Here is a 23,971-nt window from a genome sequence, read left to right on the forward strand (position 1 = left end):
CAGGGCTAGAAACGGCCTCGCTTGAGGCAACCATCAGAAAACCATTCAACCCACCGCTGGCACGGGCGCTTTAGTCAAATCAAGCCCTTTTGTGGCTGGCAACGGGGGACAGGTAGGGTGTTTTGTAAAGTTTTCTACCAATCTGATGTAGAAGTAATTTTCATAGAACAATGCTTACCAAAATCTGGGTTAACTAAGATTAAGGTAGTGGATGCTGAGCGTGGAGGCTCATCTCTGAAGACGCGGTAGAATCCGGCAAGAAACACTCATGGCTAACATGCAAGACCAATTCACGGTTCGTTTTTGGGGTGTGAGAGGAAGCATTGCCTGCCCGGGTGAGAGTACAGTCCGCTATGGCGGCAATACGTCTTGTGTTGAGATGAAAGTTGGCGGACGCCGCTTGATTTTTGACGGGGGCACAGGGTTAAGGGGGCTGGGGCAATCGTTGCTGCCCGCAATGCCCTTAGAAGCACATATGTTTTTTACCCACTCTCACTGGGATCACATTCAAGGCTTTCCGTTTTTTGTACCGGCCTTTGTGAAGGGCAATCGGTTTAAAATTTACGGAGCGATCGCACCCAATGGTTCCACCATTGAACAGCGCCTCAATGACCAGATGCTGCATCCCAACTTTCCGGTGCCGCTTCAAATCATGGGTGCCAATTTAGAATTCCACGATTTAGAAATCGGCGAATCGGTTCAAATTGACGACATTCTGGTTGAGAACGCGCTGCTGTGCCATCCCGGCGAAGCGGTCGGCTATCGCATCAACTGGCGTGGTCACGCTGCCGCCTATGTGACCGATACCGAACATTTTCCCGATCGCCTCGACGAAAACGTTTTGTGGCTGGCTCGAAACGCGGATCTGCTGATTTACGATGCCACCTACACCGACGACGAATATTATTCTGAAAAGTCCAGCAAAATCGGCTGGGGGCATTCTACCTGGCAAGAAGCCGTTAAAGTAGCAAAAGCAGCCAACGTCAAAAAGCTTGTCATCTTTCACCACGATCCGCTCCATAACGACAACTTTATGGATCAGATCAAGGAAAATACGGCGCAGCAGTTCCCCAATAGCGTTGTTGCCTGGGAAGGATTGGAAATTGACCTGGTCACCATGCCAACGGTAGTCACAGAAGCAACGCCAGAAGCTCAAGTCTCAGCGTCTTAATCCAGCGATTTCACTAAATTTAGGTAGCCAGAGCTAGGGAAGTCTGTCCAAGTGTGTCAGAATGTAAAGCGTGTGGATCACTTCATCTCTTGACACCGTTAAAACACCAACAGCCGTTGCCCTGGGAAACTTTGACGGAATCCATCGGGGGCACCGACAGGTTATTCAACCTATTCTGCCGAGCCAGCTTGATTTGCCGCAGGCGGATAGCAAGCGAATGGGTTTCCAGGAGACAGATACCCCATGCCGCCATGCTAGAGCAGACAACGAGCCGTTGCCGGAGCAAGCTACCCCTGCCGTTCCGTATGCAACCGTAGTAACGTTCCACCCCCACCCCCAACAGTTTTTTAGCGGCCAGCAGCGCACTTTGCTAACGCCATTGGATGAGAAGGTACGGTACTTGCAAGCGCTGGGGGTCGAGCAGTTGGTTTTATTACCGTTCGATGGTGCTTTGGCAGCCATGTCACCCGAACAATTTGTCGATAGGGTTTTGCTGAAGCAACTGCAAGCCAGACAGATCAGCGTTGGGCAAGATTTTTGCTTTGGCCGGAATCGAGCGGGTACCACAGCAGTCTTACAGGCGATCGCCGCTACGTACGGAATTTCAGTACAGATTGCGCCCCTTTTTACGCAGGAGGGACAACGGGTGAGCAGTTCTGCGATTCGACAGGCGCTAGAAAAAGGTGATGTAAGGCAGGCGAATCGACTGCTTGGCAGAGCCTACACGTTAGTCGGAGAGGTCGTTCAAGGGCAACAGATGGGCAGAACATTAGGGTTTCCAACCGCCAATCTCCATCTGCCGCCTGAGAAGTTCCTGCCACGCCAGGGAGTGTATTCTGTTTGGGTTTCTGGTGTAGACTCCAGCCCAGACACGGCTCCCCTGCCAGGGGTGATGAATATTGGCAACCGTCCTACCGTAAACGGCATGGCGCAGACGATCGAAGTTCATCTGCTGGGTTGGACGGGTGATTTGTATGGAAAGGTATTAACGGTGAGTCTGGACACCTTTCTGCGTCCTGAGCAGAAGTTTGAGTCCCTGGATGCCCTCAAAGCGCAAATTCAGGCTGATTGTGTTCAGGCGCGATCGCTACTAAATGCCTCCCATTTTGCCTGAAGATGCAGAAGTTAAGTATATTCCCCCACCCCACTCCAGGACAGGACTGCAATGATAAAGCGGGTGCCCATTCATAACAGCCACTATGCGGGAAAGCATTGAGCGACTGACACAAAATCTGGGTCATGCCATTGTTGGTAAAGCTGACGCAATCCAACTGGTACTTGTAGCACTTTTTTCAGGAGGCCATGCGCTGCTAGAAGATGTTCCCGGTGTGGGCAAAACGTTACTAGCGCGATCGTTGGCGCAATCCATTGATGGCCAGTTTCAGCGGATTCAGTGTACACCTGATTTACTCCCAACTGACATCACCGGAACCAATATCTGGAATCCGCGCAGCGGCGAGTTTGAGTTTTTACCAGGGCCAGTCTTTGCCAACGTATTGCTAGCCGACGAAATTAATCGCGCTACCCCACGTACCCAGTCGGCACTGTTAGAGGTGATGGAAGAGCAGCAGGTCACCGTGGATGGCAGCTCTCGGCGGGTGCCTAGCCCCTTCTTTGTCATCGCCACACAGAACCCGGTAGAGTACCAGGGCACTTTTCCGCTCCCCGAAGCCCAGATGGATCGATTTGCCCTATCGCTTAGTTTGGGTTATCCCAGCGAAGCAGAAGAGCTGCAAATGCTGCAACACCTGCAAGCGCCAGGAAGTGCCCATCCATTAAAACCTTGCATTTCTCTGGCAGAAGTGCAGGAACTGCGCCGTCTGTGTGCTCAGGTACATGTTGAAATGCATCTTAAGCAGTACATGCTCGATCTGGTTCGCTCGACGCGTCAGGATGAAGACATTCTGCTGGGTGCCAGTCCGCGTGGGACAGTAGCACTCTATCGTGCCAGCCAGGCTCTGGCCTGGTTAAACGGCAGAGACTATGCCATTCCCGATGATGTCAAGCGGCTCTGCCCTCATGTCCTCGCGCATCGCCTGATTCTGGCGGGAGGCCGCAAAGCGAGGCCAGTGGTCGATCGATTGCTGCACTCAATCCCGATTCCGTAGGCACAATTTAAGCAGATTAGCGGATTAAATAGCGGTCATTACTGCCTGATAAAAAGTGTAGAAAAAAGCCAAATTGGTGATGGACATCACTTTACGATGTGCCAAAGTTCATCAGACTGTAAGAAAGTCTGAAAACGTCACCCTGTTCCCATTGAGTGCAATGCAAACTCAGGTCAATCTACCGGAAGCCACGATTGAACAAATTGTCAATCGTATCTTTAGCTCACGCCGAATCACTCGAGCCGATCAAGAACGATTTATGTCTGCACTACTCTCCAAAAAATCGATTAGCGAACCTGAGAAGAAGCAAATCGATCGCGTCTTTGAGGCATTACGAAATGGGCTTTTGAGAGTGGTGGACTAATTCCCCAAGCAACAGCCAGTACACTACAACTGTTCGCCGATCGTCATGTCCGATCGGCCATTGCCCTCCAGCGCCGTTGCCCTTGTGCTAGCCGCTGACTAGCTAAATATATCGAGCTGTTCGGTTGGCACCGCTTCAGGGCTGTACTTTGCGTTGCCGTTTTTCGCCTGCGGTGAATGACCACCGCGCAACCCAACCGCAATGCGAGAGTGCTTCTCGATTTGTGCCATCACTTGTCGCGCGCGTTGAATCACCGAGGCTGGCAAGCCTGCTAGCCGTCCCGCTTCGATGCCATAGGAACGATCGGCTCCTCCAGGTCGCACCTGATGCAAAAAGATGATTTGATCGGGCAGTTCTTTTACGGTCACCTGGTAGTTGGCGACGTTCGGCAAAATCGAAGCTAACTCATTCAGTTCGTGATAGTGGGTTGCAAAAATCGTACGGGCCGTAATCTCGGTAGCCAAATGTTCTGCGACAGACCAGGCGATCGCCAGTCCATCAAAGGTGGCTGTGCCTCGACCAATTTCATCCAGCAACACCAGCGACTTTGGCGTGGCATGGTTCAAGATATTCGCTGTTTCGTTCATCTCGACCATAAAAGTAGACTGCCCGGTTGCTAAATCGTCTACGGCTCCCACACGGGTAAAAATGCGATCGCAAATGCCCAACAGTGCCGAGCGAGCCGGGACAAAGCTACCAACCTGTGCCATCAACTGAATCAGCCCGACTTGTCGCAGATAGCAGCTTTTACCGCTGGCGTTGGGGCCAGTTAGCACAATTAAGTCTGGAACCACAGAGTCATCGCGGCATCCCAAATCAGTGGAGTTGGGGACAAAAAATCCGGCAGGTAACGACTGCTCAACCACCGGATGCCGTCCGGCTTCAATACTGATGTCGCGACCTGTGATGATTTGAGGACAGCAATACCCCTGATACACCGCAATTTCTGCTAAGCCGCACAGCACGTCAACAGCGGCAATCGAGCGGGCGATCGCGCGAATCAGTTCGGCATGTTGACTAACCTCTTCCCTCAATTGATTAAAAATGCCGTACTCTAACTGATTGCTGTCTGCACGGGCATTTAAGATGGCGCTTTCCTTATCTTTTAGCTCAACCGTGATGTAGCGCTCTTCATTGGTCAGCGTTTGTTTGCGGATGTAACCCTCGGGCGGGGTGTCGTGAGATTTGGCGTTGGCTTTAGACCGCGAGATGCTGATGTAATAACCAAAGGTTTTATTGAAGCCCACCTTTAACGATGAAATACCCGTTCGCTGGCGCTCAGAGGTTTCCAACTGCGCGATCCACTGCTGGTCGGCTTCAATCTGCTGACGCATCTGGTCTAGCTGTGGATTGACCCCCACTCGGATCAGATGTCCCTCGGTTAGATGCAGCGGCGGATTGTCTACCAGGTGCGATCGCAACAGTTTTCCCAACTGCTCCAGGACAGGGGGCACCGTTTGTAGCACGGTGAGATAATGGGACTTAGCGGTTGCCACCACTTCAGCCAGATCGGGCAACTTCGCCAGGGAATCGGCCAGTGCGACCAAATCCCGGGCATTCGCGGTTCCTGCGCCCGATCGCCCCGTCAGTCGTTCCAGGTCATAAATTTGCTTCAAAAGCTGCTGCAAGGTTTGACGCAAAGCGCCATGATCGACCAGTTCTTGAATCGTGGTTTGCCGTGCTTCAATTGTTTGAATATCCAGCAGCGGTTGCAGGAGCCAGCGGCGTAAAGCTCGCCCTCCCATCGCTGTCACGGTTTTGTCTAAAGCCCATAGGAGAGAGCCGTGAAACGTACCGTCCCGCACCGTCTGAGTAATCTCTAAATTACGTCGCGTCTGGTGGTCGAGCGTTAAATACTCGGTCAGTGTGTAGGTGCAGAGCGGCTGCAACAGCACCTGTGTTGCTTTTTGCGTATCTTCTAGATACTCCAACAGCCCCCCGGCTGCTCGCACAGCCAACGGCAACTGTTCACACCCCATGCCCTCCAGCGATCGCACGCGAAATTGTTCCAGCAGGCGTTGGCGGGCTTCACTGCTGCTAAATGGGGTTTGCGATCGCATCGTGTAACAAAACTGCGGCGGCAAGTAGTCGGGCAGGTGAGTTGACTTTTCTCCCGGACGCAACAGCCCACCCAGATCGGGAGCGTTCGTGGGAACCAGCACTTCAGACGGCTGTAACCGCATCAGTTCTTGCGTCAGTTGTTCCAGACCACTGGACTGCGTGGTTAAAAATTCTCCGGTGGAAATGTCGGCATAGGCCAATCCCCAATGGGCACCAGCAACGACGACTGCCGCCAAAAAATTATTACGACGGGCATTGAGCATCCCCTCTTCCAACACCGTTCCCGGTGTGATGACCCGTGTGATTTCTCGCTGCACCAGGCGACCCTGAACCTCGGCAGCATCTTCCACCTGGTCGCAAACAGCAACGGCATAGCCTTTCTCGACCAGCAAGGCACAGTAGCGATCGAGCGCATGATGGGGAATTCCAGCTAGCGGCACTCGCCCAATTTCTTCACCGCTATGTTTACTGGTTAGAACCAGTTCTAATTCACGGGCAACGGTAATGGCATCTTGAAAGAACGTTTCAAAGAAGTCTCCAATTCGATACAGCAACAACGCATGGGGATAGTGATCTTTAATCTCCACGTAGTGGCGCATCATCGGCGTGAGCTTGTCTCGCTCGACAGCACGATGATCGGCATAGCGAACGGCGTGCTTTACCAATCGCTCTGGCAGGTCGCTAACCGGATCTGGAGACGAATCTGAAGATGGCGATGCAGGAAACTCAGACATGGACGGGCATACAAAGAATAGAATCGGCAGTTTTTGTGGCTTACTTGTTTGTGGCTTACTTGTTTGTGGCTCAACAGTGTAGCGCGAGAAAATCTGCCCTAAAGCCTAAGTTAGCGTATTTCAGAGGATATCCAACGCAAAAACTAGGACAAGTGTCCTCTAAATAATAGGCCGAAGCAATGCCCTTGCCGGAGACATTCCCTACTTTTCAAACCTCCTCTGAATAGCGCCAGCTAACACGCCTGAGTTCCCTCTGTGTCCCCTCTATCCTCTAACCGTGGCGCTTTTGGTGCCAGTTCCAGGCATGGGTAAGAATTTGATGGATATCGGCGTATTGCGATTTCCAGCCCAACATGGCGATCGCTTTTTCACTGCTGCCCACCAACGCTGGTGGATCGCCAGGGCGGCGATCGCCCTCCACTATTTTGATTGTGCGGCCTGTTACCTGCTGCGCGGCATCAATGACTTCTTTTACCGAAAACCCATTGCCGTTGCCCAGGTTGAATAACTGGCTATCCCCCCCTTTCAGCAGATACTCTAGCCCCAACACATGCGCCGTTGCCAGATCGGCCACATGAATGTAGTCCCGAATACAGGTACCGTCGGGGGTGGGATAATCGGTGCCAAAGACAGAAATAGAGTCTCGCTTGCCCAGAGCCGCCATCAACACCAGGGGAATTAGATGCGTTTCGGGGTTATGGTCTTCGCCTAACCGTCCATCTGGATCGGCTCCGGCAGCATTGAAGTAGCGGAAGCAAACCGACTTGAACTGATGCGCCACATCAAAATCGGCCAAAATCCGCTCGACCATTAATTTCGTCGCACCGTAGGGATTGATCGGATCTTGAGGATGATCTTCTGGAATCGGAACCGTTTTGGGAACCCCATAGGTGGCACAGGTGGATGAAAACACAAACTTCTTGATGTTGGCTGCTATCATCGCTTCGAGCAATGTGAGCGTACCAATGACGTTGTTGCGGTAGTATTTAGCCGGATCGGTAACGGATTCTCCCACATAGGCATAGGCAGCAAAATGCATCACAGCCGCAATATCGTGTGTGGAAAAAAGCTGATCGAGCAACGCGCGATCGTTAGTGTCTCCCACAATTAACTTGGCCTGCAACACGTCTTCTACTAGTTCCCGATGCCCATAGACCAGGTTGTCCAATACAACGACGTTGTAACCTGATTGCTGTAGAGCCAACACGGCATGGGAACCAATGTAGCCTGCTCCTCCCGTCACTAAAATGGTTGCCTGATCATTCGACATCACTACCCATCCTTAAACGCACTGCCTTGACATTGATTTATAACAGTTAAGTCAAACTTCTCCATCATTTAAAGCGCGTTTTAAGACCAAGTTTGCGTAATCTTCAAGTTTGGTCAACGGTTTGTTCGCATTTAGATTGCAGTCGAGTTGCGGTGGAACTGGCGACCAACGGTTCCCTGTTCCCTTGAATCACCCCAAAGGACATGACTAGGAAGTGGCTACATAACAAACCAGTTGGGCGAGCCGCTGGCGTAGTGTTTCCAGGCCAAGGCGATCGCTGGCCGAAATAAATACCGCCTGGGGATATTCTTCCTGGGCATACGCCAGAGTATTGCTATCGACCTCGTCAATTTTGTTAAACGCCAGTAATGCTGGCCCCGGTGTAACAGGCATTTCTGACAAGATTGCCATCACAGCACGGAGCTGGCTCTGCCATGCCGGATGGGAGAGGTCAACCACATGCAGCAGGGCATCGGCCTCCGTCACTTCTTCCAGCGTTGCCCGAAAGGCATCCATCAGCGAAGGTGGCAGTTCGTGAATAAATCCCACGGTATCGGTTAAGACCAGATTAATGGGTTCTTGCGTCACCGGGTCAGGCACGGCTAAGCGCCGCGTGGTTGGATCAAGCGTGGCAAAGAGCTGATCGGCGGTGTAAATTTCGGCGTTTGTTAACACGTTTAACAAGGTCGATTTTCCGGCATTGGTGTAGCCTGCGATCGCGATCGAGGGCACTTCTTGATGCTGCCGTTGCTGCCGCAGGCGAGAACGATGTGCCTGAAGCTGGTTGACCTCCTGCTGTAACCGAGAAATGCGTCGTTGAATTGCTCGTCGCTCGGTTTCCAGCTTGGTTTCTCCGGGGCCTCGGGTACCAATTCCACCTCCCAATCGGGACATGGTTCGACCGCGCCCAGCCAGACGCGGCATCATGTACTCTAGCTGAGCCAATTCGACTTGCAGCTTTCCGGCTCGCGACTGTGCCCGCTGGGCAAAGATATCCAGAATCACTTCCGTGCGATCGACCACCCGGATGCCAATTTGAACTTCCAAATTTCGCACCTGAGCAGGTGATAAATCTCGATCGAACACGACCAGGTTGGCACCGATGGTTTGAGCCATCAACGCAATTTCTTGCACCTTTCCTTCTCCCACAACCGTTTGGGGATGAGGGCGCGATCGCTTCTGCCGCAACACTTGCAGCACTTCTCCACCCGCCGTTTCGACCAAGCGTCCCAGTTCTGCTAACCCGTCTTGAAACCGTTGTGCCGTGTCATTGCTGGTCATCACACCAACCAGCAGTACCCGGTCATGCTCAGGGCTAACCTGTTGAGCCACATAATCGCGGCGAAATTCTTCTTCTAACCCCTCGGTTAAATCAAGGAAATCTTGCTTCGTGATGACATCCAGGCTGAGCGGCGGCGACACCGTCCACCGTGCCTCTGGATGCGGCACGAGATGAGCCAGGTACGCTTCTTTAACATAGCCAGTTGCGCCTCCACCTCGACGCTCAAAGCCGCCCCCCGACAGAGTTAAAACGACCAGCGCATCCAGCCGCTGGAGCGCCATTGCCGTCAACGTAGCATCATTCGGCGATTCTGGTTTCAGGTGAGTTGCAACACAGCGAATCCCAGACAGACGCTCTGCACCATAGCGAGGCAGTTCCAGGGGAGGAATTTGAGTTTTGCTTAAGCTGCCGACCCCTACCCGAATGACCTGACCCCGTCGATTGATGTAAGCACAGATGGGTTGATTGATATCAGTACTGATTGCAGCCAGACGTTGGGCAAACTCGGGCGTTGTGAGACGATCGCCCGGCAGTCGCTGGTGATAGAGCCGCTGAAGCTGCTTGAGCTGGCTGGATTTTAATCCTTGGAGTTGACCGTAAATAGTTTCGATAGGCACATCTGACCAGGCGCTGGTCTTTTAAATCAACTCCTTCCATTTTACTGACCCTGGTCGGAATTGAGGTAACGCCAGGGAGTGAGCGATCGCTTCACCTGCCGAACCAATTGCATCATGCTGTGCCAGAGGGAGGGCTGTTCAATGCCCAATGCCTGGTTATAGCTGTCGTAGGCTTCCGGATAACGACACATACGATGCAACGCCACACCGCGAAAGGTCCAGGCTTCCGAATCGTAGGGGCGAAGCGCCAAGGCAATATCACAACTCATCAGCGCTTCTGCATAGCGCTCTAGATGAATTAAGACCACACCACGAAAAATCCAGGTTTCGTGCCGCTCAGGTTGGAGTTCCAGGGCTTTGTCAAAACTTTGTAACGCTTCGGCATATTGACCCATATTAGCCAGCACTTCACCTCGCTCATGCCACGTGGTGCTGTTGTTTGGGTTAGTTGCGACAGCTTGATCAAGCTTGACAAGGAGTTTGTTCATAACGATTGACATGAAAGGACATTTACACCCCGCATCCCACACATGACCCAACGCTGATTACTGCTAAACCTAGCCAGACGACAGGAAACTAGCGTACTACTGGAGTTGATGCAGCCCTTCTTAGAACAAGTTGTTTGAATGTTACCCCTGACAAAGCTGATGCTATCCATCCAAAAACCGATTGCTTAATTATCGCTTAATTAAAGCATCACAACATCAGCCTGTTTGAATAGTAACCTTTATTGGTTATTTCGCAACTGCAACTTTACGGTACATCGGCAACTCTCGGCAAACGCACTGAGGCCAACCGAGATCCTACAATACCTCGCAAGCTTAGTATCTAGCTTTGCAGTAAATCAGCGGTGAATTACTTGCAACCTGCCCATTTCTTTGCAAAATATTCCGTACTTTTGTTGAAAGTTAAAGAAAGATTGCCTTGGAGAATCTGCAATCAAAACTATGTTTTCAGTTTCGGCAAAACCTCACCCCTGAAGGGTTTCACCCCTTTGGCACTTTAATTTATCTTGGCTATCTTCGGTTGAGAGTTTAGTATTCAAACTGTTTTTCCCGGCAATTTCTCTCTGTCCAACGTTTCAAGCAAGTATAAAACGTTTGTTCATCTTTTCTGTTTGACTGGTCAAGAAGTTACTTCAATTTGGGTGAAACAGTTACCCCATCCACTTACGACACGGCGCTTTATAGGGGTACATCAATGTCACGAGATGCTCTGGTTGTTGGAATTAATACCTATCAGCATCTACCGGGGCTACAGGCTCCAGCACAGGACGCAGAGGCGATCGCCCAACAGCTTGAAGCCCACGGTGAATTTCGGGTGCGTCGCTTACCTGAAATTATCCAGGCGGGGCAACCGCAGGTAGGGCTTAAAACCAAACTAACCCTGCGAGAACTGGAAGCAGCTCTGGTGAGTCTCTTCAAACCCAAAGGAAACAATGTTCCGCACACGGCACTGTTTTACTTTTCAGGGCATGGGATTCAGAAAGAGGCCGGCATTCAAGAAGGGTATCTGGCTGTTAGTGATGTTCAGCCGGAGGTTGGCTTCTATGGCCTATCGCTGTTCTGGCTGCGCCGACTGCTGCAAGAGAGTCCGGTACGGCAGCGGGTGATTTGGCTGGACTGCTGCCATAGCGGTGAGTTACTCAACTTCTTAGAAGCCGATCCAGGCGCTCGTCCCGGTACCGATCGCCTATTTATGGCAGCATCTCGCGAGTACGAATCTGCTTACGAATCCTTAGACAGTCCCTACAGCGTGTTCACCCAATCGCTGCTGACCGGGCTTGACCCCAACCGAGTGGCAACGGGAATTGTGACCAATCATTCCCTCACCGACTGGGTCAGCAATACGCTCAAAGGCGAACTGCAACAACCGTTATTTGAAAGTTCTGGTAGTGAAATTATTCTGACGCGCAGTGCCAGTCCGACTCCAACGGTCAACGTTGCGCCGACCTCAATGATTTGTCCCTATCGCGGGTTGGAGTACTTTGATGAAGCCCACGCTGAATATTTTTTTGGACGAGAGGATTTAACCGATCAACTGCTTGAAAAACTGCGGGCAGGCCGTTTTTTGGCTGTAGTTGGCGCGTCGGGTAGCGGGAAGTCGTCGGTCGTCAGAGCAGGGTTAGTCGCAGAACTGCGCCGGGGTAAAAAATTCTCGGGCAGCGATCGCTGGCAGATTAAGCTGCTAACCCCAACCGAACACCCCCTCAAAAGCTTAACGGCGGCCTTCATTGACCCAGACGCGACAGGTTTGGAGCGAGCCGAGCAACTGCGCCGAGCCGAAACATTCTTGCAAGATGGCGGGATTGGTTTAGCGCAGTTGGTTCGAGCCAGCTTACCCACCGAAGCCTCCACCTCAGGCTTCAATTCTAGAGTTCGTTCCCATCTATTGCTGGTCATTGACCAGTTTGAAGAGGTATTTACGCTCTGTCATGGCCCCCAGGAAGAATACGAGCGGCATCATTTTTTCAACTGTTTGTTTGGCGCACTGCAAGCGGCTGAGGGGTGCCTTAGCCTGGTGATTGTCCTGCGAGCCGACTTCTTTAGCAAATGCTCCTTATATGAAGGATTGGCGCGCCAAATTGAGCAAAATTTGGTGATGGTTACACCGCTCAGCTATGACCAAATTAAATCCACGATCGTTCGTCCGGCACAGAAAGTGGGGTTGGTCTGCGACCCTAATTTGGTTTACACCATGTTGCTGGATGTCATCGGCGCACCGGGCGAGTTACCGCTATTGCAATACACCCTGTTAGAACTCTGGCAGCGACGGCAGCACGAACCCGATGGCACCGCCCGACTTACCTTGGATACTTACACAGAACTGGGGGGCGTTCGGGGGACACTGCAAAAACGAGCCACCGAAATTTTTTACAGCCTGCTGCCAGAAGAACAGCAAATAACGAAACGAATTTTTCTGGCGTTAACCCAACTGGGAGAGGGCACTGAAGATACTCGTCGCCGCATTCTCAAGGCAGAGTTGATCAGTCCAACCTTTCCAGTGGAGCTGATCGAACGAGCGCTAGAAAAGCTAGTAGCCGCCAAACTGGTGGTTACAAGTCAAGAGAATGGGGAAGCCCACCCCACGAAAGAAGGTTGGAACACCACAGAGCTGAGTTTGGCACCAACGTCCAGACCTGCAACCTATCAAGACGCGATCGATGTAGCCCACGAAGCTCTAATCCGTAACTGGCCGTTGTTGCGAGGATGGCTCGATGAAAATCGGGAAATGCTGCGGCGGCAACGGCGAATTGAACGTGCGGCGCAAGAATGGCACAAAATGGGGCAACCAATGGGTACAGATTACCTATTGCGGGGCAGCCGTTTGATGGATGCGGAAGATTTTGCTACGACCTATCCTCAAGAGCTATCGGCGCTAGGACAGCGATATTTGACGGTTAGCCAAACCGAGAGCCAGCGGGCACGCCAGGAATTGCGGCTGCTCAAGATTGCGATTCCTTCGGTGCTGCTAATTGCTTTGATTGCGACCTTTCATCAATATCACAACGTCTTACGCACTCAAGCAGAGAAGGAACAGCAGCTCCAGATCGCCACCTCACGGGCACGAGCGGCGATCGCTCAGTCAATTTTGCAAGAACCAAATGGCGACCCGATGGCCGCGTTACTTATTAGCCGTCTGGCGGTGGAAGAAGATCATTCCACCTACGAAGCTCAGTCTAGTTTACGCGCGGTGCTGCAAAATTTACGCTTACAGGTTGAGTTGCAGGGGCATCGGCAGACGGTTCATCGGCTAGTCTTCAGTCCAGATCAGCAACACCTGGCCACCGCTAGCGCCGACGGCACAATTCGCCTGTGGTCGTTGAACGCTCAGACGATTCAAACTGGCACATTAACCGCCAAACACACCCTAACGTGGGTCAGTTCTGAGGCTCCTGCCCCTGATTCAACGGAGGACACCACCCCTGCGGACGTTGCGGATTTAGCGTTTAATTCAACCGGAAGTCTGGTAGCTGCGATCGCCCACAACTCCTCCCAGGTCAATGTGTGGTCAGTTGAAACAGGTACCCTGATCTCACGATTCACCAGCGACCAGGCCGTTACCCGGATGGCCTTCAGCCCCAAAGCAAACTGGATTGCCGTCGCCAGTTCCGATCGCAGCGTCTCCATTTGGCAGGCCGAAACTGGACAATTGCTAACAAAACTGCCTGCGATTGACGGAGTTCATAGCCTTCAGTTCAGCCCAGACGGCAGTTTACTGTTAACCGCCAGCAGCGATGGTAAAGCCCAACTGTGGCGGTTAACCACCGATGCCAATCAAAGGGTGCAGGTACAACGAGCCATCACTCTTGTTCATCCCAATGCGATCAACAGTGCCAGTTTTAGCCCCAGCGGACAGTGGATAGCAACGGCTTGCGATGATGGCAGAACGCGGCTGTGGACAACAGCAACCGGCCAGTTGCATCAGGTTCTATCACAAACCTCACCCACCGGATTGCAACAAATCGTTTCGCTTGGGGGTGGAGTCGTTCCACCTCAGACGGTGGCTGAAGCTCGAATTCAACCCGTAACCCAAATTTTGTTTAGCCCGAATGAGGAATTGTTAGCCGTTTCTAGTTTGAACCAACGCATCTGGCTGTGGAATGTTGATTCTGGTCAGCTCCAAACTGAACTATCTACCAGCCGAGATGTGGAGGGACTGAGCTATACCGGCATAGAACCGATCGCCTTCAGCCCAGATAGCCGACTGATTGTAACGGCAAACCATAATCAAATGAACCAGGACAGCTTGTTTGCGGCTCATCTATGGGATACCCAAACCGGACAGTCCGTGGGCGATTTAGCTGGACATATTGGAGCAATAGAAGATGCTCAGTTTAGCCCCGATGGAACCTACGTTGCGACGGCTGATGCCAGTGGCGCTGTGCGGCTATGGGCGGCTGAGTTGGGCGGTGAATTGCCCAGCGTGAAACCGCTACATGCCTGGGTGCAATGGGCTGCTTTTGCCTATCCTCCCCCAGATCCTTCCAGGGCACCCGCTAAAGATGCGGCTGATACAAACCAATCGGCAAATGCGATCGCCGATTTAGTAACCGTTACGACTGAAGGAACCTGGCAGCATTGGATCTTTGATCATGCAACTCCCCTGGCAGAGCCACGTTCTAGCTCGCCATTAAACTCTCCCCTGCCAAACCATGTGGCGAATCTTGAGCCTCGAAACGTTTGGCAGTCCCTGTGGTTGCCGATCAAACGCCGATTTAGAGCGCTTCATCCGGCGCTATCCTCCAACACTCAAGAGTTGACAGACAGTACGCCGTTGCCGCCCTTACCGGTGCGATCGCCCCAATCATCACCAGAAAACCCTCCTACAGCGGAGACCACTCCCGCACTGACTGGCATTGCGCTCAGCGTTGACGGACAGTTGACAGCATCGGCTACGGTTGAGGGCACCGTTGAAATTCGCCAGGTGCAGGCGAACCAGGACAGCCAACTACGGCACCGAATTCAAGTTTCCCCCGATCACTCTTCCTCTGCTGAGTCCTCTAAAGATCTAACCGCTCGGCCTCATCCGGTCATCGTCCGGCAAATTAGCTTTAGCCCTGATGGTGATACGCTGCTGGGAGTTGGAGATGATGCCACGGTGCGCCTCTGGGATACCCACTCCGGTCAGATTCTCCAAATTTTAGAAGGGCACCAGGCGGCGATTCAACAAGCCAGCTTTAGCCAGGACGGCCAGTGGATTGTGACAGCCAGTGCCGATCAAACCGTTCGAGTCTGGAACGCCACGTCTGGACGATTACTCAAAACCCTGCCGCAACAAAATCAGGTCAATAGCGCTAGCTTTAGCCCTAATGGTGAGCAAATTGTGACCGCCAGCGGAGACGGCACGGCCAGCGTTATTGATACACAGTCTGGCTTACTGCGAGTATTGTTGAATGGTCACCGAGGAGCCGTACTGGATGCCCGATTTAGCCCAGACGGTGGAACGATTGTAACAGCCAGCAAAGACGGTACAGCCCGTCTGTGGGATGCCAAAACGGGAGTAGAACAGGCTCAATTGCGTCCTGCTTATCTCAATAGCGAAGCCGGAGCAATGCTGCAAGCCTTTTTTAGCCCAGATGGGCAACACATTGCCGCATTGGCAGAAGATGGTCGAGTTTATCTCTGGGCGGCGACCTGGGAAATGTTGCTGAAACTGGCGCGCGATCGCAGCCTCCGACAACTGACAGCAGAGGAATGTATTCGCTATTTGCGGCTAACGCCGAATACCTGCCCCATCTTTGAAACGGTGCAGACGGCGCTTTAATGCTTTCCTGAATCCGAAGATGCAGGTGCAATTCTGCATAACTTAAAACCGTAGCTGGTTCAGAACCCTTCCAACAGCCATTCCGATGCCCGTTCACCCAGGTCAACTGGGATGCTCACCGCTTTACCTAAACGGGGGCGATCGCGCGTTTGTTCAATATGGGTCTGCACCTGTTCGACACTGCCCCAGGCATTTAAGTAACTGGCCACTGTATCTAAGTGGGCAAAGTATTCCGTTTCAGTCATGGGAAAAGAAGCCTGCTCCAGGTATTTCCACATTACTTGGACAAAAATTTTTCCTTGCACACGCCGAATTTGGACATCAAACGATCGTCCCCACTTCGTTAATAACAGTTGGTGCAGATCTTCTCCAGTCATAGCTTCCTTTCACGTAATTCTTCACATTTCGTTACGAAAGTGATGCCAATTGCTTCAATAGATGATCCTGTTCTGAGGAGATGTAATAATACTTCTAGAAAAACTGTAAACCTATTACCTGAGATAGTGAACGCTGTCTTGTGTAATAGCCAAATCTCACTTGTCCTCGCGCTTTTGTCTGTCTACGTTTAACTGAGAAGCAGGCTTAAAAAAGATATAGGATCAAGCGCAGACCCGTTTGCCAAAACCTGTTCTTAAACCATAGCTCGGCTCAAATCATGGCTCAAATCTCTGGAACTTCCGATGTACCCGATATGGGTCGTCGTCAATTTATGAACTTGCTCACGTTTGGAGCAGTAACAGGTACTGCTCTGGGTGCGCTCTATCCCGTTGTTAAATACTTCATTCCACCGTCTAGCGGTGGTGGCGGTGGCGGTGTCACCGCTAAAGACGCGCTAGGCAACGACATTGTGGTGAGTACGTTTCTCTCCAGCCACGCTGCGGGCGATCGCGTTTTAGCGCAAGGATTGAAAGGTGACCCAACCTATGTGGTGGTTGAAGGGGATGGGTCGATCGCAAACTACGGTCTTAATGCCGTTTGTACTCACCTCGGTTGCGTTGTACCGTGGAATGCCAGCGAGAACAAATTTATTTGCCCTTGTCACGGTTCCCAGTACAACAATGAAGGTAAGGTAGTGCGTGGTCCCGCTCCACTTTCGTTGGCATTAGCTCATGCCACTGTGACGGAAGAGGACAAAATCGCGTTTACCAACTGGTCTGAGACAGACTTCCGCACGGGTGAAGACCCGTGGTGGTCTTAAGTATTGCTTGGGTTGAGGGTTGGGCGATTCGTTGCAGCTCAATGCTCGGTTCTTAAAACTGATTCAAATGATCCTTTGTCGTGGAACATCGGCTACACATGAAAGCATTTTTTTCGACACGTTTGTTGCCCTGTGGCGTTAGGGCGATCGCCAAAAGCGCGCTGGTTGCCTTGGTGGCAATGACACTGTTCTTAGCCAGCGATTTTGTCATGCCTCAGGCGGCGGCTGCCTATCCATTTTGGGCACAGCAAAATTATGAGACACCTCGCGAAGCCACCGGGCGGATTGTTTGTGCCAACTGTCACTTAGCGGCAAAACCCGCAGAAATTGAAGTTCCCCAGTCGGTTTTACCCGACACTGTATTTCAAGCAGTGGTCAAAATTCCGTACGACACCAGCATCCAGCAGGTGCAGGGAAATGGTGAGAAAGGCCCTCTGAATGTAGGTGCCGTGCTAATTCTGCCAGAAGGGTTCAAAATTGCCCCTGAAGACAGAATTCCTGAAGAGATGAGAGAGGAGGTTGGCCCCAGCTATTTATTCCAACCCTATAGTGAAACGCAAGAAAATATTGTGTTGGTTGGGCCTTTACCCGGTGAGCAGTATCAAGAGATTGTCTTCCCGGTACTCTCTCCCGATCCAGGCAGCGATAAGTCGGCTCACTTCGGCAAATATCAGATTAACCTGGGCGCTAACCGTGGGCGCGGACAGGTTTATCCGACTGGAGAGAAGAGCAACAACACGGTTTACAACGCTTCTGTCGCTGGAACGATCGCTCAAATTGCCAAGACAGATGATGGCGGTTACGAGGTGACGATTCAACCCGCAGAGGGTGCCGCAGTTGTCGATACTATTCCTGCGGGGCCTGAACTGCTGGTCTCTGAAGGCGAGGAAGTAACCAATGGTGCCGCGTTGACCTCTAATCCCAACGTTGGTGGATTTGGGCAGAAGGATGCTGAGATTGTACTCCAAAGCCCCACCCGCGTTAAGGGCCTTGTCGCGTTTGTAGCAGCGGTAATGCTGTCTCAAATTATGTTGGTCTTGAAGAAGAAGCAAGTAGAACGCGTTCAAGAAGCTGAAATGAGCTTCTAGTTCGTTTGAGTTTGCTGAATCCATCAAAAAAGCACCTGAATTCAGGTGCTTTTTTGATGCGCGATCGCCTCTATCTTAAGACAGAGTTTGCATGGAGGGTCACACCCCTCTTGTGCTATGTAACATCGGTTGCCATGATGAAGCTCAGTGACGATTTTCAGGAACTTAAGCCCTCAAGCCCGACAGTTTGAGGGTTTTTACTGTTTTGGATGAACAACGTGCAAGGGGTCAGCCAACACCAATCATGTTGGGTCAGTCATCGCCCTGAATGCAGGGTGGGAATGCTACAGAGATTCAAAGGTAGCCATGAATCCGTCCAGGGTCATGCACGCTTCCATAAAGTCTTCGGCATCGCTGACGTTTTCGACCTGATATTCCATAATGCGGCGTTCGTCATCCTTCATTTTCTTAGAAGCCAACGGGGTACCTGCATACTGAGTTGCGATCGCATTAAAGGCTTTGGCATGGTGGCGCCAACTGTCGGCAGAACATTGAATAATTACTCGCCACATCATTGAAGCTCCCGGTATGGTTGATTACAAGCCGTCCAGCAACCATTGTGTCATTGAGGAGCGCACCTCAGGTAAGAATCGTCAGCAGGAGGATGCCTTAAGGATTGGCCTTTGGCAAGGGACTGGCTTGCTCGGCAAACCCAATCCTGGCTAATCGACTGAGCGGCGATCGGGATAGTTGGTAAGCAATCCATCAACATTGGACAACGAATCAACGGCGTTTACAGCAAGGTGGTGAGTGTTAACGCTGGCCAAACAGCCCGCGTATCCAAATCTTCCCGGTTACATACAGCGGCAATTGGTAATGTTCAACGAGCAGCCAACCCACCAGTAACAGGTGAAACGTAAACGTACATGCTACCCACACGGTAGGAAACCAGGCCCAATTGCTATCGGGAAGAGGAGGGAAAACGTGGGATGACAGCCAAACGATCGCCGCTGGCAGAACAACCAGAGCGCTACCCACCATCCAAACTAATGCCGTGAGATTAAGCTCATCTCGGTAGGCTACTGTCCAGTTTTGCCCATTCCAGCGCCAGGCCATTGGCTGAGAGCTATCCACCACCTGTACCGTTTGCTCTGGCAGGTTGGCGGTGAAAATGTGGCGACAAAAGTTGCAGGCAAATGCGTCCATCAGGGTTAGCCCGGTTATTTGTCCATGACGGCACACCGGACAAATAAAGCTTTCTTGGTAGCTCAGGCGGACGGATTCACCAGACCGTGACTTCGTACGATGGGTTGTAGGGCGATCTGGAGTGGGCTTGGTCATAGCAATCGATAGAGGATGAAAAGATCAAGACTAAATTGCCAGCGGAAGAAATACGTTAGTCAAAAGCAACCTCATCTTAAAAAGAGGCGATCGCAGCCCAGTCCTAAAGTCTGTACCATCATCAGACGCCAACCCTGCTGGCATGTGCTGAGAGTTTAAGCCATCACAGATTACCAACAGACCGATAGACCTCAACTCCATCTTGCTCTAGCACAACAACTGGTTCCTGATCGGCACCCACCTCAATCCGTTTGACTTGAATCCTACCGTTTGCCAAGTTGTCTCCCACGCTAACATATCGGCTGCTACTCTCATTGGGCACCGCAATAATGGCGCTGGTTCTTCCACCAACTTGGATGACGCCGCTCACCTCGATTTGGCTTGCCAGATCGCCAGGGGCACTCACTGGGTTAGGCAATGGAGCCGCCGCTACGGAAGGCGGAGAGGCGATCGCCGCAGGCGCAGGTACAGGCACAGGGGAAATGGCGCTCGAGGCCGGAGGATTGGCTGGAGCCGCAGACGGTGAAGCCGGGGCGACAGCCGTTGTATTGGGAACTGGCTGCTGCGGAATGGCTGGTGGTGGGGCAACCGCAGGAGACGGGTTGCGGTAAACAACGGCAGGAGGCGCGCTTAAAACAGTGGGCGGCGGCGGCACTAAAGTGGGTACGGGAATCAGCGATTCATCAACCGGAGCAAACTGGGGCAGTTGAGCCGATGGCCTGGGAGCGGTTGTCGGCGTTGCAGGCAGTGGAGGAGCAGCATCGTTTGCCGCTGGTTGAGGAACGGCGGCCGCCTCTGGCTCGATCGCAGAAATAGTAACCGAGCGATCGGCTACCGTGTGGCCAGAGCAGCCCGCAACCAAAAGAGCAACCCCAGCACCACTGGCAGTCCACCATTGAGCGTTCATGTCAACTCCCTCGCATCCTCAACCCTCAGGATAACTTTGATTTTTGATCGTGACCGCTCAGCAGCAAAAAGAAACAATAACCATAGGAGTTACGATCGCTGCAACTCCTATGGTTATTGGGGTAACTGCATGACCGAACGGTAATGCGCTTCCATTTGCGCCATCATTGGCGATTGGCGGTTCACTTGCCATTGGCTGTGGTCAAATAAGCCCTGCTTCAACTGCTCCATGTCCACGGTTGCCACGGCACCGTTGGCAACAATTTGCTGACCGTTCACCCAAACGCTATGAACCGCCTGTACAGGACGACCGAGTACTAGCAAACCGATGGGGTCAGTTCTAGGCAAAAGCGACAGGCTGGTGAGGTCATACAGCACGACATCGGCTTTTTTGCCCACGTCTAGTGTTCCAACCTGCTCGGCCTGGTTGAGTCCAGTGGCTCCACCCAGGGCGGCAATTTCAACAGCCTGCCGGGGAGTAATCCACTGGCGGTAGTCCAGGTCAGTGATGTTGTGCAAGATGGAGCCAATTTTGATCGCTTCTAGCAGGTCTTGCGAGTCGTTGCTGGCGGCTCCATCGCAGCCAAACGCAATGTTAACGCCAGCTTGGCGATATTTCAGCATGGGAGCAATGCCGCTACCCAGCCGCAAGTTGCTGAGAGGATTGTGTACAACGGTCGATCGCGTCTCTGCCAGGATTTCAATATCAGCATCATCTAACCAAACGCAGTGCGCCAGGGAGGTGCGCCGACCCAGGAAACCAAGCTGCTTGAGGTGTTCGACTGCGCTGCACCCATATTTTTCCTGCGCTAGAAGTTTTTGCGCTTTGGTTTCCAGCAGGTGAGCATGGCGGCAAAGGGTATGGCGATCGCTTAACTCCACACAGCCTTGAAACAGCGCATCTGAGCAAAGCTGAATTCCCGTAGGAGCCAACATAATGTTGATGCCCTCGTCGGGACGGTGAAATGTCTCTACCGTGTTCTGCATCAAGTCCAGCGTGGCCTGGGTGCTGCGAAGGTAGGGTTCGTGTTCCACATCGGCACCACCAGACGGAACGCCAGATGTAATCGATTCATCCTGGATCAGAGGGCCAATAAAGGCGCGAATGCCCACCTCTCGGTAAGCCCGAACAGCAGCGGCGATCGTCTCTTCTTCTTGTCCAGGAATCAATACAAGGTGGTCAACCACCGTAGTGCCACCCGAAAGGAGGGTTTCAACGGCGGTGCCAAGGGCGCTGAGGTAAATTTGCTCTGGCTCTAGCGGCGTAAAGTCATACAGTTCAGCGATCCATAGCTCCAGGGGGCGAGGGGGAATGATGCCACGCTGCCACATTTCGGACGAGTGGGTATGGGCATTGACAAATCCAGGCAGCAGCAGTTTGTTGCGACCGTCGATTGCCGTTCCGTTGACTTCTAGCCCTGGCGCAACAGCGGTAATGCGATCGCCTTCAATTTGAACATCGACCGTTTCGTACCCTTGTTCAGTTGGGATTAAAACATTCTGAATGGTGAAACCCATAGACCCCTCGCTGCAAATCCTTAAGGAGCAATAACAACATGCTAAGAATCTATCGTTTCGAGATAGATTGAACTGTCGTGGGAAATGCCCCAGAGCAGAATATTACCACTCAGTCACTCTACCCCAGGGAGCTTCATTTGTGCTGGAATACATCACTTTACCTGACGACGTTTTACCTCCGGTTGCCCCCTATAGCCATGCAGTACGGGCGGGCGATTTACTGTTTATAACCGGGCAGCTCGCAGAAGATCCGGCCACTGGCAAAGTCGTTAAAGGGTCAATTGAAGAACAAACGCGCCGAGTTATGGATAACCTCAAACTGGTGTTAGACCATGCAGGGAGCGGCTTCGATCGCATTGCGATGGCTCGAATTTTTGTAACGGATTTTCGCGTCTTTCCCACCGTTAACGAAATCTATGCCTCCTACTTTCCGGGCGATCGCCTGCCATGCCGCACAACGGTGGGTGTCATTGCGCTGGCTGGGTTGGGAGATGTGGAAATCGATCTGGTTGCCTACTGTGGCGAATAAGTGGCGAATAAGTGGCGAATAAACTGCATCGCTGCGGTCAGGCCGCTTTTCTGTTCCCTGTTCCAGTTCGTGTGATCCAATACTGCAACTCGTTCCGTTTTGCACTACCCATTAAAACCATGAGCAATATCAACCAATCATTCTGTATGACCTGCACACACTATGAATCGACCCTTGAAACCGCTAGGAATTGCGCCTAACGCCTGGTTGGTAGACAGCGAAACGGCAGACATTAGCCGTGCTCCGTTGCCGCCACGACCGATCGCCCTTCCCACAGAGACGAAAAAACTGCGGCTCGACTTAGCCAAAGCGGCGATCGTTGTGGTGGATATGCAAAACGACTTTTGCCATCCCGATGGCTGGTTAGCGCATATCGGCGTTGATGTCACCCCGGCACGAGCGCCGATCGCCCCTCTGGTGGCCTTACTGCCTCACCTGCGAACGGCGAATGTCCCCGTGGTTTGGTTGAACTGGGGCAATCGTCCCGATTTATTCAACATTAGCGCTGGACTGCGCCATGTCTATAATCCCACGGGCGAAGGGGTGGGGTTGGGCGATCCCCTGCCTAAAAACGGAGCGCCTGTGCTTACTGTGGGCGGTTGGGCAGCGGCGGTGGTTGATGAACTGGTGCAGGAACCGCAAGACGTTAAGGTTGACAAATACCGCATGAGTGGTTTTTGGGACACGCCGTTAGACAGCATTTTGCGAAATCTAGGCAAAACGACGCTGTTCTTTGCTGGAGTGAACGCCGATCAGTGTGTGATGGCAACGTTGCAAGATGCTAATTTCCTGGGCTATGACTGCATCTTGCTGCGAGACTGCACAGCCACCACCTCGCCAGAGTACTGCCTGCAAGCCACCCTCTATAACACCAACCAGTGTTTTGGCTTTGTGAGTGACTCTCAGGCGCTATTGGCAGCGATCGCCAACGGTTAGCCGTGCCGTTTAACGCGGTGTATTGAGTTGAGAGCAGCAATGGATGGAGTGAACGCTGAGTCCTTTTCATATTCCGCTGTATTCCCAGGCTCCAGTCTCTAACCCATAACTCCCTTCTCAGGAGGAACCCCAATGGACACAACCTGCGTTATCCCAGTCCTAAAAACGCCAAAAGACTACCAGGCTTACCGGATCAGCCCAACAGATACGAATCGGCTGGCGATCGTGTTTGACCCAACGATCGCCAATATGTCTTTGACCTACTGTGTCGAGATTTTTGATGTGGGCGGCAAAACTCCTCCCAATCGGCATCTGTCAGCCGTTGAGATGTTCTTTATTCTAAAGGGAGAAGGAGTAGCCACTTGTGACGGTAAGCAAATCACGATTCAAGCGGGTGACAGCATTTTGGTGCCACCAACGGGAACGCATGTGATCGAAAATGTGGGATCTGGACGACTATATGCACTTTGCATCATGGTTCCGAATGAAGACTTTGCCGAACTTATTCGCAGCGGCACTCCGGTTGAGCTAGATGAACAGGATCTAGCCGTATTGAGCCGCTCGGATGCGCTGGTTTCGTGCTAGAGGCCAAGACAGGCACACTATAACCGTCTGCAACGGCTGAACGTTGCTCCTTCCGG

At 52.2% G+C, this 23,971-nt stretch carries 20 protein-coding genes; 11 read left to right on the top strand and 9 right to left on the bottom strand.

Annotated features, from left to right (window positions below):
• Window positions 1-268 precede the first annotated feature (268 nt).
• The 4 genes from IQ268_RS12940 to IQ268_RS12955 all read left to right on the top strand — a co-directional run bounded on the left by IQ268_RS12940 (window position 269) and on the right by IQ268_RS12955 (window position 3,643).
• Window positions 269-1,171 carry an MBL fold metallo-hydrolase gene (locus IQ268_RS12940; RefSeq protein ID WP_193879250.1) on the top strand — a complete coding sequence of 301 codons (903 nt, stop codon included), beginning with the start codon at window positions 269-271 and terminating at the stop codon, window positions 1,169-1,171.
• Between the two features lie 70 nt (window positions 1,172-1,241).
• Window positions 1,242-2,285, top strand: coding sequence for a bifunctional riboflavin kinase/FAD synthetase (locus IQ268_RS12945; protein ID WP_193879255.1), 1,044 nt, complete (start codon window positions 1,242-1,244; stop codon window positions 2,283-2,285).
• An 85-nt stretch (window positions 2,286-2,370) separates the two neighbouring features.
• Window positions 2,371-3,279 carry a MoxR family ATPase gene (locus tag IQ268_RS12950; RefSeq protein WP_193879258.1) on the top strand — a complete coding sequence of 303 codons (909 nt, stop codon included), beginning with the start codon at window positions 2,371-2,373 and terminating at the stop codon, window positions 3,277-3,279.
• 160 nt (window positions 3,280-3,439) lie between these two features.
• Window positions 3,440-3,643, top strand: coding sequence for a hypothetical protein (locus IQ268_RS12955; RefSeq protein ID WP_193879261.1), 204 nt, complete (start codon window positions 3,440-3,442; stop codon window positions 3,641-3,643).
• A 98-nt stretch (window positions 3,644-3,741) separates the two neighbouring features.
• On the opposite strand, the gene mutS is transcribed toward IQ268_RS12955, so the two are convergent.
• The 4 genes from mutS to IQ268_RS12975 form a co-directional block, all read right to left on the bottom strand.
• Complete coding sequence (mutS, locus tag IQ268_RS12960) at window positions 3,742-6,438, bottom strand: DNA mismatch repair protein MutS (protein WP_193879264.1); 2,697 nt, start codon at window positions 6,436-6,438, stop codon at window positions 3,742-3,744.
• Window positions 6,439-6,709: 271 nt separating this feature from the next.
• Window positions 6,710-7,708 carry a UDP-glucose 4-epimerase GalE gene (gene galE, locus IQ268_RS12965; protein ID WP_193879267.1) on the bottom strand — a complete coding sequence of 333 codons (999 nt, stop codon included), beginning with the start codon at window positions 7,706-7,708 and terminating at the stop codon, window positions 6,710-6,712.
• A 207-nt stretch (window positions 7,709-7,915) separates the two neighbouring features.
• Entirely contained in the window at window positions 7,916-9,607 is a 1,692-nt protein-coding gene (gene hflX, locus IQ268_RS12970; RefSeq protein ID WP_193879270.1) for a GTPase HflX, read from the bottom strand.
• Window positions 9,608-9,648: 41 nt separating this feature from the next.
• The gene (locus IQ268_RS12975) at window positions 9,649-10,095 is read right to left on the bottom strand and encodes a tetratricopeptide repeat protein (protein ID WP_193879273.1); all 447 of its coding nucleotides are present in this window, start codon (window positions 10,093-10,095) and stop codon (window positions 9,649-9,651) included.
• 712 nt (window positions 10,096-10,807) lie between these two features.
• Here IQ268_RS12975 and IQ268_RS12980 point away from each other — a divergent pair.
• Window positions 10,808-15,874, top strand: coding sequence for a caspase family protein (locus tag IQ268_RS12980; RefSeq protein ID WP_193879277.1), 5,067 nt, complete (start codon window positions 10,808-10,810; stop codon window positions 15,872-15,874).
• 59 nt (window positions 15,875-15,933) lie between these two features.
• Here IQ268_RS12980 and IQ268_RS12985 read toward each other — a convergent pair whose 3' ends face one another.
• Complete coding sequence (locus tag IQ268_RS12985; RefSeq protein WP_193879280.1) at window positions 15,934-16,251, bottom strand: DUF3067 family protein; 318 nt, start codon at window positions 16,249-16,251, stop codon at window positions 15,934-15,936.
• Between the two features lie 278 nt (window positions 16,252-16,529).
• Between IQ268_RS12985 and petC the strand changes: the two genes are divergently transcribed.
• Both petC and petA read left to right on the top strand, forming a co-directional pair.
• A complete protein-coding gene (gene petC / locus IQ268_RS12990; protein ID WP_193879282.1) occupies window positions 16,530-17,072 on the top strand; it encodes a cytochrome b6-f complex iron-sulfur subunit in 543 nt (180 codons plus the stop codon).
• Window positions 17,073-17,170: 98 nt separating this feature from the next.
• On the top strand, window positions 17,171-18,160 hold the full coding sequence (gene petA / locus IQ268_RS12995) for a cytochrome f (protein ID WP_193879285.1): 990 nt from the start codon (window positions 17,171-17,173) through the stop codon (window positions 18,158-18,160).
• A 284-nt stretch (window positions 18,161-18,444) separates the two neighbouring features.
• Here the strand turns inward: petA and IQ268_RS13000 are convergent, their stop codons facing one another.
• On the bottom strand, window positions 18,445-18,675 hold the full coding sequence (locus IQ268_RS13000; RefSeq protein WP_228035316.1) for a hypothetical protein: 231 nt from the start codon (window positions 18,673-18,675) through the stop codon (window positions 18,445-18,447).
• A gap of 13 nt (window positions 18,676-18,688) precedes the next feature.
• Between IQ268_RS13000 and IQ268_RS13005 the strand changes: the two genes are divergently transcribed.
• Complete coding sequence (locus IQ268_RS13005; protein ID WP_193879288.1) at window positions 18,689-18,826, top strand: hypothetical protein; 138 nt, start codon at window positions 18,689-18,691, stop codon at window positions 18,824-18,826.
• 87 nt (window positions 18,827-18,913) lie between these two features.
• Here the strand turns inward: IQ268_RS13005 and IQ268_RS13010 are convergent, their stop codons facing one another.
• The 3 genes from IQ268_RS13010 to IQ268_RS13020 form a co-directional block, all read right to left on the bottom strand.
• Window positions 18,914-19,441 (bottom strand): hypothetical protein, encoded by a 528-nt coding sequence (locus IQ268_RS13010; RefSeq protein WP_193879291.1) that lies wholly within the window; start codon window positions 19,439-19,441, stop codon window positions 18,914-18,916.
• 163 nt (window positions 19,442-19,604) lie between these two features.
• Window positions 19,605-20,348 (bottom strand): hypothetical protein, encoded by a 744-nt coding sequence (locus IQ268_RS13015; protein WP_193879293.1) that lies wholly within the window; start codon window positions 20,346-20,348, stop codon window positions 19,605-19,607.
• A 113-nt stretch (window positions 20,349-20,461) separates the two neighbouring features.
• On the bottom strand, window positions 20,462-21,865 hold the full coding sequence (locus IQ268_RS13020; protein ID WP_193879296.1) for an amidohydrolase: 1,404 nt from the start codon (window positions 21,863-21,865) through the stop codon (window positions 20,462-20,464).
• 139 nt (window positions 21,866-22,004) lie between these two features.
• On the opposite strand from IQ268_RS13020, the gene IQ268_RS13025 reads away from it, so the two are divergent.
• The 3 genes from IQ268_RS13025 (at window position 22,005) to IQ268_RS13035 (ending at window position 23,915) form a co-directional block, all read left to right on the top strand.
• Entirely contained in the window at window positions 22,005-22,394 is a 390-nt protein-coding gene (locus IQ268_RS13025; RefSeq protein WP_193879299.1) for a RidA family protein, read from the top strand.
• Between the two features lie 162 nt (window positions 22,395-22,556).
• Window positions 22,557-23,330: a cysteine hydrolase family protein gene (locus tag IQ268_RS13030; RefSeq protein ID WP_193879302.1), complete on the top strand. Its 774-nt coding sequence runs from the start codon at window positions 22,557-22,559 to the stop codon at window positions 23,328-23,330.
• A gap of 132 nt (window positions 23,331-23,462) precedes the next feature.
• Window positions 23,463-23,915 (top strand): cupin domain-containing protein, encoded by a 453-nt coding sequence (locus tag IQ268_RS13035; RefSeq protein WP_193879305.1) that lies wholly within the window; start codon window positions 23,463-23,465, stop codon window positions 23,913-23,915.
• The last annotated feature ends 56 nt before the right edge of the window (window positions 23,916-23,971 follow it).

The sequence above is a fragment of the Oculatella sp. LEGE 06141 genome, assembly GCF_015207605.1.
In the GTDB taxonomy this organism is placed as follows: Bacteria; Cyanobacteriota; Cyanobacteriia; order Elainellales; family Elainellaceae; genus Oculatella.